At 36.0% G+C, this 14,508-nt stretch carries 13 protein-coding genes and 1 CRISPR repeat array; of the genes, 6 read left to right on the forward strand and 7 right to left on the reverse strand.

All coding sequences use genetic code 11. The features are described 5' to 3' along the window. The 3 genes from HMPREF9074_RS04435 to HMPREF9074_RS04445 all read right to left on the reverse strand — a co-directional run. The coding region (locus HMPREF9074_RS04435; RefSeq protein WP_034539795.1) for a transcription termination/antitermination NusG family protein at nt 1–358 on the reverse strand (358 nt) is incomplete at its 3' end. A gap of 12 nt (nt 359–370) precedes the next feature. Next, a complete protein-coding gene (gene secE, locus HMPREF9074_RS04440) occupies nt 371–556 on the reverse strand; it encodes a preprotein translocase subunit SecE (RefSeq protein ID WP_009392536.1) in 186 nt (61 codons plus the stop codon). A gap of 107 nt (nt 557–663) precedes the next feature. Further along, nucleotides 664–2,049 carry a leucine-rich repeat domain-containing protein gene (locus HMPREF9074_RS04445; RefSeq protein ID WP_009392535.1) on the reverse strand — a complete coding sequence of 462 codons (1,386 nt, stop codon included), beginning with the start codon at nt 2,047–2,049 and terminating at the stop codon, nt 664–666. Between the two features lie 426 nt (nt 2,050–2,475). Between HMPREF9074_RS04445 and HMPREF9074_RS04450 the strand changes: the two genes are divergently transcribed. The 6 genes from HMPREF9074_RS04450 (at nt 2,476) to HMPREF9074_RS04475 (ending at nt 7,133) form a co-directional block, all read left to right on the forward strand. Beyond that, nucleotides 2,476–4,593, forward strand: coding sequence for a peptidylprolyl isomerase (locus tag HMPREF9074_RS04450; RefSeq protein WP_009392531.1), 2,118 nt, complete (start codon nt 2,476–2,478; stop codon nt 4,591–4,593). A 116-nt stretch (nt 4,594–4,709) separates the two neighbouring features. Then, entirely contained in the window at nt 4,710–5,351 is a 642-nt protein-coding gene (gene pdxH / locus HMPREF9074_RS04455) for a pyridoxamine 5'-phosphate oxidase (RefSeq protein WP_009392530.1), read from the forward strand. A gap of 339 nt (nt 5,352–5,690) precedes the next feature. Further along, nucleotides 5,691–6,017, forward strand: coding sequence for a YtxH domain-containing protein (locus tag HMPREF9074_RS04460; protein ID WP_009392529.1), 327 nt, complete (start codon nt 5,691–5,693; stop codon nt 6,015–6,017). Nucleotides 6,018–6,021: 4 nt separating this feature from the next. Then, complete coding sequence (locus HMPREF9074_RS04465; protein ID WP_009392528.1) at nt 6,022–6,402, forward strand: phage holin family protein; 381 nt, start codon at nt 6,022–6,024, stop codon at nt 6,400–6,402. Then, nucleotides 6,392–6,637: a DUF6327 family protein gene (locus HMPREF9074_RS04470; protein ID WP_009392527.1), complete on the forward strand. Its 246-nt coding sequence runs from the start codon at nt 6,392–6,394 to the stop codon at nt 6,635–6,637. The genes HMPREF9074_RS04465 and HMPREF9074_RS04470 overlap by 11 nt, the downstream gene beginning before the upstream one ends. Before the next feature lie 115 nt (nt 6,638–6,752). Then, nucleotides 6,753–7,133, forward strand: a complete 381-nt coding sequence (locus tag HMPREF9074_RS04475; RefSeq protein WP_009392526.1) for a hypothetical protein — start codon at nt 6,753–6,755, stop codon at nt 7,131–7,133. A 74-nt stretch (nt 7,134–7,207) separates the two neighbouring features. Here the strand turns inward: HMPREF9074_RS04475 and HMPREF9074_RS04480 are convergent, their stop codons facing one another. From HMPREF9074_RS04480 to dtd, 4 genes are all read right to left on the reverse strand, one after another. Next, on the reverse strand, nt 7,208–7,459 hold the full coding sequence (locus tag HMPREF9074_RS04480; RefSeq protein WP_009392525.1) for a GlsB/YeaQ/YmgE family stress response membrane protein: 252 nt from the start codon (nt 7,457–7,459) through the stop codon (nt 7,208–7,210). 79 nt (nt 7,460–7,538) lie between these two features. Further along, nucleotides 7,539–8,871: a CRISPR direct-repeat array (repeat unit 32 nt; unit sequence GTTGTGAATTGCTTTCAAATTTTGTAGTTTTG). A gap of 119 nt (nt 8,872–8,990) precedes the next feature. Next, a complete protein-coding gene (cas2, locus tag HMPREF9074_RS04485; protein WP_009392517.1) occupies nt 8,991–9,332 on the reverse strand; it encodes a CRISPR-associated endonuclease Cas2 in 342 nt (113 codons plus the stop codon). A 117-nt stretch (nt 9,333–9,449) separates the two neighbouring features. Next, entirely contained in the window at nt 9,450–13,757 is a 4,308-nt protein-coding gene (gene cas9, locus HMPREF9074_RS04490) for a type II CRISPR RNA-guided endonuclease Cas9 (RefSeq protein ID WP_009392516.1), read from the reverse strand. Between the two features lie 181 nt (nt 13,758–13,938). After that, nucleotides 13,939–14,391, reverse strand: a complete 453-nt coding sequence (gene dtd, locus HMPREF9074_RS04495; RefSeq protein WP_009392515.1) for a D-aminoacyl-tRNA deacylase — start codon at nt 14,389–14,391, stop codon at nt 13,939–13,941. Nucleotides 14,392–14,508 lie beyond the last annotated feature (117 nt).

Genomic DNA, 14,508 nt, shown 5'->3' on the forward strand with positions numbered 1-14,508 from the left:
ATAGCTCATCTACTTGCCCCAACATACGGTTTACATCGGCTTTGCGCAAAGGCAGCGGGTCGCCACCTTTAGTCTCGCTTAAGAAGCCCACTACCCCTGGTATTGATTTGATGATATGCACCACCTCACCTGCTAAATGAGCTTTCACCATTACGTAGCCAGGCATATGCACTCTGTCTTTGGTAGTTTTTTTACCATTGCGCACTTGCACCACTTTCTCGGTAGGCACCAACACCTCTTCTACATAGTCGGCATAGCCCAAACGAGCTGACTCCGTTTCTACGTAGTTCTTAATCTTGTTTTCCTGACCGGTAACGGTTTTGATTACATACCATTTTTTTTCTAACAATCCAGACATTCTCCGTTGTTTTTATTGCATAAATTTAAAATACTCAGCTATTATCCATTCAAAGAACGAATCCATTCCCCAGATAACTAATGAGAATAAGATAGAGAATACCACTACTACCACCATTTCACGCTGTGAATCGGCAAGAGTAGGCCACGTAACGTGGTTCTTTAGTTCTTCGTAAGATTCTTTAACATACTGAACCATAATGTATTAATTTATTTGGTGAGTTATTAAGCGTCCTATTATGCACGCTTTTGGGTGGCAAAAGTACTGCAAATATTTTAATCTGCAAAACTTTTTTTAATATTTTTTTATTCTAAGGCACAATCTTGCCAACCTATCGCCGCTTTGTAGGCGTCTAACGAACGGAAAGGTACTAATACTTTCCCCTTATATCCAAAACTCCTGTTCACCTCTGGCGGTGCGATAGCCTTGCAGTGCAATTCGGTAAGTCCCGTATTTTCAAACGCCCCTAAGTCAATCTTTTCTACCGAGGGCGGAAGGCGTAAGTCTTTTAGATTCGTACAGCCGTAAAAAGCCTGTACCCCTATAGTGGCGGTGAATTTAGAGAGCTTCACCTCGCTAAGACTCGTACAGTTATAAAACACTTTAGCGGCTATATCGACCACCGCACGGGGCAACTCTATATACGCTAAACTCTCGCATTCAGCAAAAGCAAACATACCTATATATTTTACCTCGTCGGGCAGGGTAACTTCTTGCAACTTTTTGCAACCGTAAAAAGCGGCATAGAGTATGTCGGTTAGTGCCAAAGGAAATTGTACTGCCTCTAACGAACTACAGTTGCGAAACACCTGCATATCAATCTTTTCTACCGTATCGGGTATGAGAATAGCCTTAAGCGAAGTGCAATCTAAAAAAGTATCGTTGAGCAAATGGCGCAAGCCGTAGGGCAACTTCACATCGGTTAGCAAACTACAGCTATGAAAGGCACTCGCCCCTATAAACACCACACTATCAGGAATATCAATAGCGCGCAAACTCTTGCAGTACTCAAAACTATCATCGCCTATAGCCTCTAACTGTTCCGGCAGCACTACCCTACTGAGGTTTTCGCAATAAGCAAAAGCACTGCTTTTGATGCGCCGCACACTAGCGGGCAGTAACGCCTCTTTGAGCTGCTTGCATTGGTAAAAAATTCCGGAAGGAAGTATAGGTAACTGGTTAGTAAGAAAAGTAACCTGCTGTAGCGAACTGCAATCTAAAAAAGCGTTATCACCTATATTAGTAGTACTTTCGGGGATAGTGATAGCGGTAAGCGCAAAACAAGCACGAAACGCCTCAGTGCCAATAGTAGCCACCGAGTTGGGCAAGTTAGCACTGCTGAGCTTCCCACAAAAAGCAAAGGCTTGTTCGCCTATAGCGGTAACTGTATTGGGCAGGAACTCAGCTTTAGTAAGGGTATTACATCCGTAGAAAGCACGGTCGCCTATCAGAGTTACGCTCCCCCCTATGTTGATAGATTTGAGTCGGGAGCAATCTTTAAATGCCTCAGGAGCAATGGCTTTAACTGTACGTGGTAACTCTATACGACCGTCAGCAGGAATGCGGTTGTTCTCACATTTAAGTAGCGTACCTTCTTTGATAAACAGTGCCTCCTCCCCTTTTTGGGAAAAGCAGAGTTGTAGCGCAAAGAAAAGGATACATACATAAGTTTTATAGATAGTGGTAGGCATTTTTTAGATATTTCAAAGCGCAAAGATAGTAAAAATTTGATAATTAGCAAATTTTATTGATTTGGCAATTTGCCGATTTGCCGATTTGGCGATTATGAGAGATGAAAAGAGAAGCAAGATGGAGCGTAGCATATTTTACTATTTTTGGGGCGTTGATTAGTCGTTTATACTTTGCTCATCTTTCGCTAATCCTTCGCTCAAGGTAAAGGGTAGCTATATCTAAAGTAAAGGGTAAGTATAAAAGATAAAATTTCTAATTAATGGAGGTTTGGGAAAATTAGCAAATCGACAAATTGACAAATCGGCAAATTGACAAATCAACATTTTTTTTGCTAATTATTTTTGTATTTCAATAAAAAGGATTACTTTTGCCGTTTGATTAATAACACCAAACAAATTTATACTTTTTATAAACGATTATAAACAATGGCAGTACTTGAAAAAATCAGAAGTAAAACCGTATTCTTGATTGCAATTATCGGGCTCGCTCTCTTTGCTTTTATCATCTCAGACTTTATTGGCAAAGGGCGCTTTAGTAACCATCAACCTACCGAAATAGGTACGGTAAACGGTGAAGATGTACCTATTGACGCTTTCCGTCTACAGGTAGAAAATGCCGTGCATCAGGCTAACGGTCAGGCAAGTAGCATAGAAGCTGCAAAGTATGTGTGGGAGCAAAACGTTCAACAAATACTTCTCAATCAACAAATTGAGAAATTAGGACTCAGCGTGGAGAAAGACCAAATCATCTCTATACTCGCTAAAACACCTCTTGCTCAAAACCCTCAGTTCGTAAACGAATACGGTGTATTTGACCCTTCTAAATTTACCGCTTACCTCAATACCCTCAAAAGCAACAATCCGCAAGCCTATGCTCAGTGGAAAATGCAAGAAGACGCTATTATCGAAGGGGCTAAACAGCAAATGTATTTTAGCCTTATACGCGCTGGCTTAGGGGTAACCAATGCTGAAGCCGAAATAGCTTATCACCAAGAAAAAGATATGGCTGACATTAGCTATGTTGCGCTACAATACAGCAGTATTGACGATAAAAACATAAATGTTAGCGACAGCGAAATAAAAGATTATATCAAAAAACACGAAAAACAATTCAAACAAGAGGCTTACCGCAATATACAATATATAGTGGTGAACGAAAAACCTTCGGCTGCCGATACGCAAGCTGAAAAAGAAGCTATCAACAAATTGCTTCAGCCTGAAATCGTGTTTAACAACCAAACACACGCTAACGATACTATCGCTGGTTTCGCTCAAACTAAAAACGTAAAAGAGTTCGTAGACCGCCACTCTGATACTCCTTATGATACCCTTTTCGTAAGCAAAGAAGATTTGCGTTCTGCTTATGCTGATACTCTTTTCGCCCTACCAGTTGGCAAAGTATTCGGTCCTTATGAAGAAGACGGCAACCTAAAACTAAGCCGTATGATAGCTAAAGACCCTAACGGAGCTGTGAAAGCAAGCCATATACTTATCGCTTACAAAGGTAGCCAAGCCGCTACTCCTAATACTACTCGCACTAAAGAAGAAGCAAAAGCAAAAGCTGAATCGCTTTTGGCTGAGGCTAAAGCAGCTGGTGCTGACTTTGCGGCTTTGGCAAGCGAAAATTCTGATGAGCCAGGTGCTAACTATCGCGGAGGCGACCTCGGATTCTTCAAACGCGGGGCTATGGTAAAACCTTTTGAGCAATTCGTTTTCGCTAACCCTGTAGGTACTATAGGTATTGTAGAAACTGATTTTGGTTACCACGTAGTGAAAGTAACTGATAAAGCGCCTACCGTGCAGTTGGCTACTATCACTCGCAAGGTTGAGCCTTCTGAAGCTACCCTCAACGAACTTTTCTCTAAAGTGAGCAATTTTGAGATGAAAGCGAGTCAAAATCCTAAAGATTTTTCTAACATCGCTAAATCATCAGACTTGACTGTGCTTCGTGCAGATAACCTACACAAAAACGACGACCAAATCATCGGGCTTGGTGCTAACCGCCAAATAGTACAGTGGCTATTCAACAAAGAAACAAAAGTAGGAGACCTTAAAAAATTCACTAACGGAGGTAACTATATAGTAGCTCAATTAGTGAAACAAGGAGAAGAAGGACTTAGCGACGTACAAGACGTAGCGCCATTTGTAAAACCTATTCTTATACGCGAGAAAAAAGCCGCTATACTAAAAGAGAAAGCTAAAGGCAACAGTTTAGCAGCAATTGCTTCGGCTAACAAAACAGAAGTAAAAACGGCTACCGGACTAACGATGAACAACCCTATCCTTATAGGAGAAGGACGCGAACCTAAAGTAATCGGGGCTGCTTTTGGACTTAAGCAAGGTGCTATCTCTAAACCTATCGATGGTGAGAATGCTGTATATGTGATACAAGTATCATCAGTATCAGTAGCACCTGCTACTAATGATTACAAAACGTATGCAGAGACTATCGAGAAGCTACGCACAGAGCGCGCTGGACAAGGCATACTCAAATCGCTTGAAAATAGTGCTACTATCAAAGAAAATATAAGTGCTTTCTATTAATAGAAACAACTGATAAGTAATAAAATAAGAGGTAATAAGTGAGTGCTTATTGCCTCTTATTTTTATTTTATTAATTGCCGATTTATAAATTATTAGTATATTTGCAGAAAAACAAAATGGACTTAAGTAATTATCGAAAAACCTATAATAAACGAGAGCTTTTAGAGAAAGATGCTCCTGAAAACCCTATGCAGCTTTTTCAGACGTGGTTTTACGAAGCAGATGAAACAGATAGTATAGACGAAGCCAATGCTATGTCCGTTAGCACTATCGGACTTGACGGTTTTCCTAAAACGCGCGTAGTGTTGCTCAAACAGTACACTTACGAAGGGTTTATCTTCTACACCAACTACCACAGCGAAAAAGGTAAGGCAATAGAAGCTAATCCGCATCTGTGTTTATCATTCTTTTGGCCTTCTATCGAGCGGCAAGTCATCATAAAAGGGATAGCAGAGCGAGTGCCCGCCAACACCTCTGACGGTTATTTTGAATCGCGCCCTTTGGGGAGTAGATTAGGAGCTATAGTATCGCCACAGAGCGAGGTAATACCCACACGCGAGTACTTAGAAGAGCAACTACACGCTTTAGAAATGCAATACGAAGGTAAGGAAGTACCGCGTCCTGCGCATTGGGGCGGCTACTTAGTGCGCCCTCAGAGCATAGAGTTCTGGCAGGGACGCCCCAACCGCCTACACGACCGTCTGCGTTACACCCTCACCGAAGACTACGATTGGAAAATAGAGCGCTTAGCACCGTAATAATACTGATTATTGTTATGAAAAATAATATAATATTCGAAGCGTTTAGAGCCTTATACCATATGTTTTCAGGTTGTTTGCCTTGGATAATATTGCTGGCAATCATTTGGGCTATCGCAATGATTTTATATCCTTAGCTTATGGATTATCAATGGGAAAACAAACTTAAAAGAAATATATAAACCTCTTAAAAACAAACATATAAAAAGTAATAATAAGTTTTTCTTATGTCTTATAGTTAAAAAGTATTATTAAAAAATATATTTTATCAAAATTATTTATACCTTTGCACCATACTTAATTTATATAACTAATTTAATAACATTAAATTTGAACACTATGTCAAAAACAGCAAATGCCGTATTAGGCTTAGCAGTAGGTACTGCTATCGGAGTAGGTTTGGGCATTCTTTTTGCGCCAGACGAAGGTAAAAACACACGTAAAAAAATTAAGGACTCTCTTAGAGACAAGTCTGATGAATTTAAAGAGCAATTAGATAATCTTACAGAGAGCGTGCGTGAGAAATCTTTGGAATTAAAAGGTTCTTTAGAAGAAAAAGTAGATAGACTCTTTTCAAAATCAAGCAATAAAGCTGAAGATGTAATTAGTCTGCTAGAAAAGAAATTAGCTTCATTGAAAGAAGAAGCCGCTAAAATCAAGAAGTAATTTTATGGCGATTTATTCTATTAAAGAAACGTTTGTAGAAGTCCCTACAAAAGCAAACACAGCCTTTAATTCGCAATTTGCTTACTATAAAATGATAGTTTTCAGGTTTATAGCTAAGTCTTCGTATGGGCTTATAACTTTTTTTGTTTATGCTTTTGCCTGCTTATTAATATTATTTTTCCTATCACTTGCCGCTGCTTATGCTATAGGTGAAGCTTTAGGTAGTAATGGTTTAGGGTTTGCTATTGTAGGAGCGTTCTATATATTGTTATCGTTAGTAGTTTTATTGTTTCGCAGGAAACTAATTGAGAAGTCGCTATTGCAAAAACTATCAGAAATCTATTTTAAATCTGACCCAGAAGACGAAGAAGAAAATGAACAATAAAACCTATTCATCATTTGAAGAAATTGACAATGAGATTAGACTACTGCGATTAGAAAAAGAGATTGACCGACTATCTCTCACACAACAAGTATCAGCTTCAGCAGAAAGTTTAAGTCCAAAAAACTTATTAGCTAATACTTTGGGCTCTTTATTTAACAACAAACGATGGTTAAATATAGCTTTGGGATACGGAATGCAACTTTTAGCAAAAAGATATTTAAATAAAAACAAATAAAAAATATTTTCTTAAAAAAATATTACAATTAATATCTTTTAAAAATTGCATTAAGCATCTCAATAATATAATTATTACATCAAACTTTAATATTAATTTTTAAATTTAATCAACTATGAAGAAAATTATTGCATTAGCTTCAGTGATTTGTTTATCACTAGTTTTTTTTGCTTCTTGTAGCAAAAATGATGACCCAGCAGACAATGACCTTTTTGTAGGAACCTATAAAGGTGAAATTTCTTTCCTAAAAGGAAAAGAAAAAAAATCTGTTGACAATGGTTCAGTAACAGTTGTTAAAACAGGAAATGATTATTATTTCCGTTTTTCAGATGGCATTGAAGACCTAAAAGGTGTTAGTTTCAAAAAAGAAGGAGATAACACTTTAGTAAATGTTGATTTGCAAGATGGTTTAAAAGTAATTAGAATAAACGCATCTTCACTGTACATTCTGTATACTACAGATGGAAAGACCTGGATTGCTAACGCAAAAAGGTAATTAAGAGAAAAAGTATACTAAAAAGCCCCGAAATATATAATATTTCGGGGCTTTTTATTTCTCCTATTTCCTTATTACTTCTTTTTAAATATCAAATTTATTAAAAATAAAATAACAATAGCTCCAATAGCTCCTGTTAAGATAGAACCAATCAATCCTTCTCCAAGAGAGATGTGTAATACACTTCCTAGAAGCCAATACCCCACGCTACTCCCAAGAACACCAATAATGATATTCCCTATTAGTCCTAATCCACTACCTTTGTAGATAGTTCCTCCTAACCATCCTGCGATGGCGCCAATAATAAGTGTTGCAATAATTCCCATAAATTAAAAATTTAAATTAAAGTACAAAGATAAGAATTATTATATAATAAAACAAATTAAAACTTTTTTATGCAAAAAAAGTTGTGAATTGCTTTCAAATTTTGTAGTTTTGTGATTGATAACAACAACTTTCGTACGTTCTTGTTTGTGCTAAAAGTTGTGAATTGCTTTCAAATTTTGTAGTTTTGTGATTGATAACATCACTTTGTTTGCTCATCTCATTCATTTGTTGGTTGTGAATTGCTTTCAAATTTTGTAGTTTTGTGATTGATAACATCAAAGTGTGCTTGAGGGTCCTCCACTGGGTAGTTGTGAATTGCTTTCAAATTTTGTAGTTTTGTGATTGATAACATCTTTTTCAAATCAATACCAAATAGGTGACAGGTTGTGAATTGCTTTCAGATTTTGTGGTTTTGCGATTGATAACAACTCTTGTCCGGGTTTCATAAAGTTAGAAAACGTTGTGAATTACTTTCAAATTTTGTAGTCTTGTGATTGATAACAACTTGTATCTCTTGTTGTTTGTTTAATGCTTTGTTGTGAATTGCTTTCAAATTTTGTAATTTTGTGATTGATAACATCCCAACCGACCAACGGGAGGGAGGGCGAGAGGTTGTGAATTGCTTTCAAATTTTGTAGTTTTGCGATTGATAACATCTCATCGGCAAAGGTTATAATGCCTAACGTAGTTGTGAATTGCTTTCAAATTTTGTAGTTTTGCGATTGATAATAACTATACTCGTCAAAAGGGCGTTCCAGCTTTTGTTGTGAATTGCTTTCAAATTTTGTAGTTTTGTGATTGATAACAACCCTAAATCCAAAGCCTTGTAAGATGTAGTTGTTGTGAATTGCTTTCAAATTTTGTAGTTTTGCGATTGATAACAACACTTTGTTTTGCTGTTTCATTCATTTGTTGGTTGTGAATTGCTTTCAAATTTTATAGTTTTGCGATTGATAACAACCTCAAGCAAAAACCCCTTCAAAAAAGCCTGTTGTGAATTGCTTTCAAATTTTGTAATTTTGTGATTGATAACAACAAACGCGATTATTGGAGTAAGCGGTTTGTTGTGAATTGCTTTCAAATTTTGTAGTTTAATGATTGATAACATCTAACGCTATCTATATGCTACAAGGCTGGCAGTTGTGAATTGCTTTCAAATTTTGTAGTTTTGTGATTGATAACATCCCTCCCTCATTGTGTATAGCTACATAGCTCGTTGTGAATTGCTTTCAAATTTTGTAGTTTTGTGATTGATAACAACATGGCAGTTCCCTCTACACATTAAGGACTGGTTGTGAATTGCTTTCAAATTTTGTAGTTTTGTGATTGATAACAACTATCAGGTTATTCAAAATAGGGAAGTCTTTGTTGTGAATTGCTTTCAAATTTTGTAGTTTTGTGATTGATAACATCCTCAATCTTTTAAAGATTTTAGTATCAATCAGTTTTACTTAAAAACAGCACTGAAAAACCTCCTCTTTTGCCTTATAAACAAAGGCAAAAGAGGAGGTTTTCTCTTTCCTATTCTTCTTAAAAAAGCTCTAATTGTACATAGGTTTCGGGGGCTGTTGTTTCCTTTTGGCAGTAGAAGAACTCCATATCGCCAAACTGCTTATCGGTTAGGCACATAATAGCTATATTGCCGTACTGTGGTAGGTTTTGTTTTACACGATTGATATGCACTTGGGCATTCTCCCTACTGGGGCAATGTCTTATGTACATCGAAAACTGAAAGAGCGTAAAGCCATCCTTTATAAGTTTATCACGAAAAACCTGTGCTTCTCTACGCATTTTTTTCGTTTCTGTTGGCAAATCGTATAATACTAATACCCACATAATTCTATAAGCATTATATCGTTCTGCTATGATCATAATTCAAGATAGACTATGAGTTGCTCATCTTTCCACTTTAAATGAGCTGGATTGCCAATGTAAATAGAACGGTATAACATAGTTTAAAGGGTGTTTTATTGGTTTTAAAAAAGTTTTTTAATATTCGCCTATGTTTACAATATCGCCTAAGTGATTAATACGAACTTTTACGATATTCCTTAAGGGTTCTAAACTTTTAATCTGTTGAAAAGTAATTCCTTGTAATATTTTATCATCTTGAAGAGTTGTTTCTAAATGATGTCTAAATTTAAAGTCCCTAACCACACTATTTCCATATTTTACAATTGATATTGTTTGTACTCTAAACAAATTGGGGCTTATCAATTTTTTATTTTTAGGATCTAACAAGTCTATTTCAGCGGGATTAAAACCTGTCGCTTCGTTAGGAAATACAAACATTTCGTTCTGTTTCATAGTGAACATAAATTGCCAACCTTCTGCTTGTTTATAGTTTTTATCAATAATAGGAAGCCCCTGCTGAGCTCGCACGACAGCTTCAAAGAAAGAGACAATTTGTTCCTGCAAATTACCTTCTTTATCCCTATAAATAGCTACGTGGTGGTTATTGCCCGTACTTACATAATCTACAGGAACTTCTTTCCCTTCTTTATTTAAAGTAGTTTTTCCTAAATGGTCTTTCCCTATGTGCAAAGGTTGAGCGTTACTCACGCCACTTATAGTAACGCGTTTAATCGCAATTCCTTTTTCTTTATTGAGCCAAATAGGATTCTTTTCTAAGTCTACAAAGGCTTTCTTAGGATCATTATCGTAGGCTTGGAGTCGCTTGATAAGAATGCGCTTTACTCCTTGGTCAATTACTTTTTCAATAGATTTCAAATCTTTGAAATTATCAGGAGAAATATCTTTGCGGATAGAAAAGTCTTCTTCCAAGTAGGTGAGATTTACTTTTTCTGGTAAAGTTTTAGTTTTTGCTTCATCTAAATAAATAGGGTTTTTAGATAGTGCGTTCTTCCCTGCAAAGGCTTTTTTAGGGTCGTTGTCATTAGCTTGCAGTCTTTTCAGCAATGCTTCGCGATAAAGAGGATTAGAGACTTTTGTGATAGTTCTTTCATCAAACTTTACGCCTACCTTTTCTTCTTTATTGACATAATATTGGTATTTACCATATATAGTTTCTTTGTGTAGCTGACCTCTTGGAGTGAGTGTGATTTGTTGTTTGTCAGTACCAGCAGGTTTATTTATATTTTTGGTAACTACTTTATTCTTTGCTTTGTGCGAAATGAATATTTCTTCGAGGTGTTTTTTGGCTACTTGTCTAAAGTTAAGTATAGGCTCTATAAAAACTCTCTTATTCTTACCATTATTAATTGGGACTTTAATTGTTTCTTTTTTCTCGATAGCTAAAATAACCGAATAATTTTTGTTATTCTCGTCTTTTCGAGCATTGAGATGATTAAGGTATTGTATGTATGAAGGTTTGGTGAAAGCCACTGTAAGGGCATCCATTGCGTGGTGACGGTGGTCATTGCGCTTTGTCCAATCCTTAATTACAGTTACTTTATTGCCATCCTTGCGTTCTTCTACTTCTGTGAGTCCTAATGACTGATATTTAGGCATATTTAGCTCTTTCATCACATCGACCAAGCCCCAGTCTTCGCGCAATCTATCGGTGATACTTCCTGAGGTAGACAGCACATTTTTAGTTACTTGGAAAAGTATTTCTTTAGCTTTTTTGGCTATGTACTGAGTATCTCTCAGGTCTCTATTGATAAAGCCATCACCTATTTCAGAGGCTTTTTTGAGTAAATTCTTGTATTTAGTAAGTGAAATGCTTTTTGTTTTATAAGCATTCTCTACTCTGGTGAGATATTGATTGAGTTCTCCTTCACAGTTTAAAGAGGTGATATAATCAAAAGCTGTAGATTCTCCTTTTTTGATATTAAACTCTTTGAAAGCTAATGTTTTGTTGGAAAAACTATCATCGAACACACGAGCTTTAGGGACAATATGTTCTATATCTATATTCTTGCTAAACAATACATCGGGGGCTATATAGGTGTTGGTATATAGTTCTTTATAGCCATTGTGTTCCAATTCTTGATACAAGCGATAACGAATAATATCAGATTTAGTAGGATTCTTGATGCCAAACTGTTTCTGAAGTTTTTCGCTAATCTTTTGATGTTCTAATTTAGCTTTGTTGATATTTTGGGTCATTTCATACCTTTCTTGGGCATTTTTCTTCAATTCACGAGCTAATTCAATGCGAATTTCATCGAAATGAAAATATTTTGTAATTTTCCCTTCAGCATCTCGTTCACTGTTTTTCTCAATTAAAGCGTTCACTACATTGATCATCTGATTGAGAATTTTCTCAACTACAGGATTTCTCAAAGCATTCTTTTTAAGTAGTGGAATGATATTTTTCAGTTCACGAGCCTCTAACTCTTCTGTGGTTAAAGATAGTTTAGAGTGCTTATAACCTGCCAATTCACAAGCTGTGCTATACTGATTTTCTTTTATATAAGGGTATATCTTGCGGATAGCTTTAGTAGATAGGCTACCGTAGTCATCTTGCAAGGCTACATTGGCGAGTATTGTAGCGTGTTCCCTCTTAAAAGCGTATTTCTTTTCTAAGATTCGGTAAAGGGTTTCATTTCCAGAAGTAGAATCATCACTTTCATAAGAATAAAGCAAATGCCACAACTGATAGGAATACTGCTGTTCAAACTCTTTTACAGGCAAAAGAGGGTCAAAATAAAGGATTTTAGTACATATTCCTAATGTTTGGAAGATAACCTTTACTCTTTCTCTAATTTCGGAAGCTGAAAGAGGAGATTCATCTAAAGACCAATCGTCTTTTGTAGATTTTATTTGTAAAATATCTTTCACCTCATAACCTTCTATTTCAATAATTTTTAAATACGCTTCATAGAGTGATTTTTGAGTACGATTTCCTTCTAATTGATTGTAGTTGATTTCCCATTCTTGAGGAGAATAGCCTAATAATTTCAGTACTTTATCCGATTTTAGGTCTCCTTTTAGGTTCAGTTCGTCAAAAAGGAGTTGCTTGCACTCCATATCCAAACTAAAAATTGATTGAGAGGGTTCATTGAATAGGTCTAATTCAGTAGATTTAGCAGATGATTTCTTTTTTCTAATTCCTTTTCTCTTACAGGTAACGTTATTGAGTATTTGCCAAATCTTAAATTCTTGAAATAGAGGAGAGGATTTAGGGACAACACGAGCTCCTATGCTTTTAGTTATAGCTTTTCCGTCTTTTTCTATCTCAATTTCTTTGCTCTCAAACTCACAAAATGATACCAATCCTTTTTGAGATTTAAGTTTACGTTGATAGAAAATTACCACATCACGGATTTGCTTTTTAAGTTCATCTGTCAATTCTTTGTGAAATGAAGCTTGAGTTTCCCAAATGCGTTCAAACTCATCTAAGTAATCCTGACGGTAAAATACTTTATTTTTAAGACTATTATGTCTATTTTCTTGAAGCTGTGCATACAAGTATTGCCCTACTGTTTGACGATTGAAATAGAGTTCTTTACTTCTATCGGAAATAGCGCCTAAATAGCCACTTGAGTTGTTCAAATTATTATTGATTTCGGTTAAGACATAAGCTACTTCTTCTTTTGAAAGTTGTTTAGATATAGCCTCCGCACGCCACTGATAGGCTTGCAAACGAACAGATTCTTTAGAACCTTTGTTTTCAGCTGTGTCAAAATGATATCTTTTAGAAAAGGCTTTTGAAGTAGCATCCTTACCTTTCCCTTGCAATTCTTTGTAAAAACTATCTGTTAGGATATCAGGATAAAACTGTTTTTGTAAATTCCAAACAAGGTCAAATTCTTTTTGTAAATCTGAACGATAAAAATCTGGGAGGAGTTTTTTGTTTTGTTGAAGTAATTGTAACGATAACTGTCCTGGAGTTAGGTTTTCATCATAGAGGCACTTTGCTATAGCCATTCCATCTATTGCTTGTCCTTCATCTTCAGTTTTTGTTTTTCTGCTATTCTTATAGCCTCTTTTTTTATTAATAGCTAGTAATACTCTAGCGAACTCTTCTTTCTCAATACGTTCGGTAACGGCTTTAGCTCTCAATTGCCAAGTAGAATGTGTGGTATTTTTGCCATTTTCAGCCAAGATAGAGGCAGAAGTAATTAGATTTGCTTTCTGCAATAAATCTATGAGAAATTTTCGCCTTTGTTGATAACGATCAAGATTTAGCCTTGCTCCGTGTTTAAGGGTTCTATTTGCATTAGTGCTAATTGATTTTCCTTTTTCAAAGTCGGATTGTTCATCTGTGGCTAAAGAAACAATACGCACTCCTAATTCCTTAATCTCTGATTTTTCTTTATTTTCATCTTCTACGATATGGGCAAAACCTATTGAGGTGGTACCCAAATCTAATCCAAGTATATTTTTCATTGTTTTGTAATTTGGTGAGGCAAAAATAACAAAAAGAAATAAAAAGTAAAAATAAATTAAAAAAAGATTTGTACATTAAAAATATTATACTTACTTTTGTCGCAGAATTTGAAAGCAATTCACAATAAGGATTATTCCGTTGTGAAAACATTTAGTGCCTCGACTATCTTCGGGGCTTTTTTTATTCCTTATTTTTGGTGTCTATAAGAATGGTAACCGGTCCATCATTGCATAGGCTGACCTGCATCATCACACCAAATTGCCCTGTAGGCACTCTTTTGCCTAACAGACTTTCTACTTGCTTTATAAAGGCTTCGTAAATAGGTATGGCTACCTCTGGACGAGCAGCTTTTATATAACTAGGACGATTGCCTTTTTTAGTAGAGGCGTGCAAGGTAAATTGAGACACTATAAGCACCTCTCCCTCCACTTCTTTTACCGAGAGATTCATTACCCCATTATCATCGTCAAAAACACGCAAATTGACTATTTTAGCTGATAGCCACGCTATATCGTCATTAGTGTCAGTATCTTCTATACCTACTAAGACAAATAAGCCTTTATCTATAGAGGCTACTATTTGATTTTCTATACTTACTGAAGCCTGTGTTACTTTTTGAATTACTACTCTCATATCTGTTTATCAATTTAAAATTTAAAACAAAAAAGAGCAATCTAATTATTTAGATTGCTCTTTTTATAAGAAGGCGGCGACATACTCTCCCACTTGCGTAGTACCATCTGCGCTAAA

Source organism: Capnocytophaga sp. oral taxon 329 str. F0087, from assembly GCF_000213295.2.
GTDB classification, from domain to species: domain Bacteria; phylum Bacteroidota; class Bacteroidia; order Flavobacteriales; family Flavobacteriaceae; genus Capnocytophaga; species Capnocytophaga leadbetteri_A.

What these genes read in the sequence shown, in the direction of transcription:
- secE (WP_009392536.1), bottom strand. Translation starts at nt 556, where the DNA reads ATGGTTCAGTATGTTAAAGAATCTTACGAAGAACTAAAGAACCACGTT.
- HMPREF9074_RS04445 (WP_009392535.1), bottom strand. Translation starts at nt 2,049, where the DNA reads ATGCCTACCACTATCTATAAAACTTATGTATGTATCCTTTTCTTTGCG.
- HMPREF9074_RS04450 (WP_009392531.1), top strand. Translation starts at nt 2,476, where the DNA reads ATGGCAGTACTTGAAAAAATCAGAAGTAAAACCGTATTCTTGATTGCA.
- pdxH (WP_009392530.1), top strand. Translation starts at nt 4,710, where the DNA reads ATGGACTTAAGTAATTATCGAAAAACCTATAATAAACGAGAGCTTTTA.
- HMPREF9074_RS04460 (WP_009392529.1), top strand. Translation starts at nt 5,691, where the DNA reads ATGTCAAAAACAGCAAATGCCGTATTAGGCTTAGCAGTAGGTACTGCT.
- HMPREF9074_RS04465 (WP_009392528.1), top strand. Translation starts at nt 6,022, where the DNA reads ATGGCGATTTATTCTATTAAAGAAACGTTTGTAGAAGTCCCTACAAAA.
- HMPREF9074_RS04470 (WP_009392527.1), top strand. Translation starts at nt 6,392, where the DNA reads ATGAACAATAAAACCTATTCATCATTTGAAGAAATTGACAATGAGATT.
- HMPREF9074_RS04475 (WP_009392526.1), top strand. Translation starts at nt 6,753, where the DNA reads ATGAAGAAAATTATTGCATTAGCTTCAGTGATTTGTTTATCACTAGTT.
- HMPREF9074_RS04480 (WP_009392525.1), bottom strand. Translation starts at nt 7,459, where the DNA reads ATGGGAATTATTGCAACACTTATTATTGGCGCCATCGCAGGATGGTTA.
- cas2 (WP_009392517.1), bottom strand. Translation starts at nt 9,332, where the DNA reads ATGATCATAGCAGAACGATATAATGCTTATAGAATTATGTGGGTATTA.
- cas9 (WP_009392516.1), bottom strand. Translation starts at nt 13,757, where the DNA reads ATGAAAAATATACTTGGATTAGATTTGGGTACCACCTCAATAGGTTTT.
- dtd (WP_009392515.1), bottom strand. Translation starts at nt 14,391, where the DNA reads ATGAGAGTAGTAATTCAAAAAGTAACACAGGCTTCAGTAAGTATAGAA.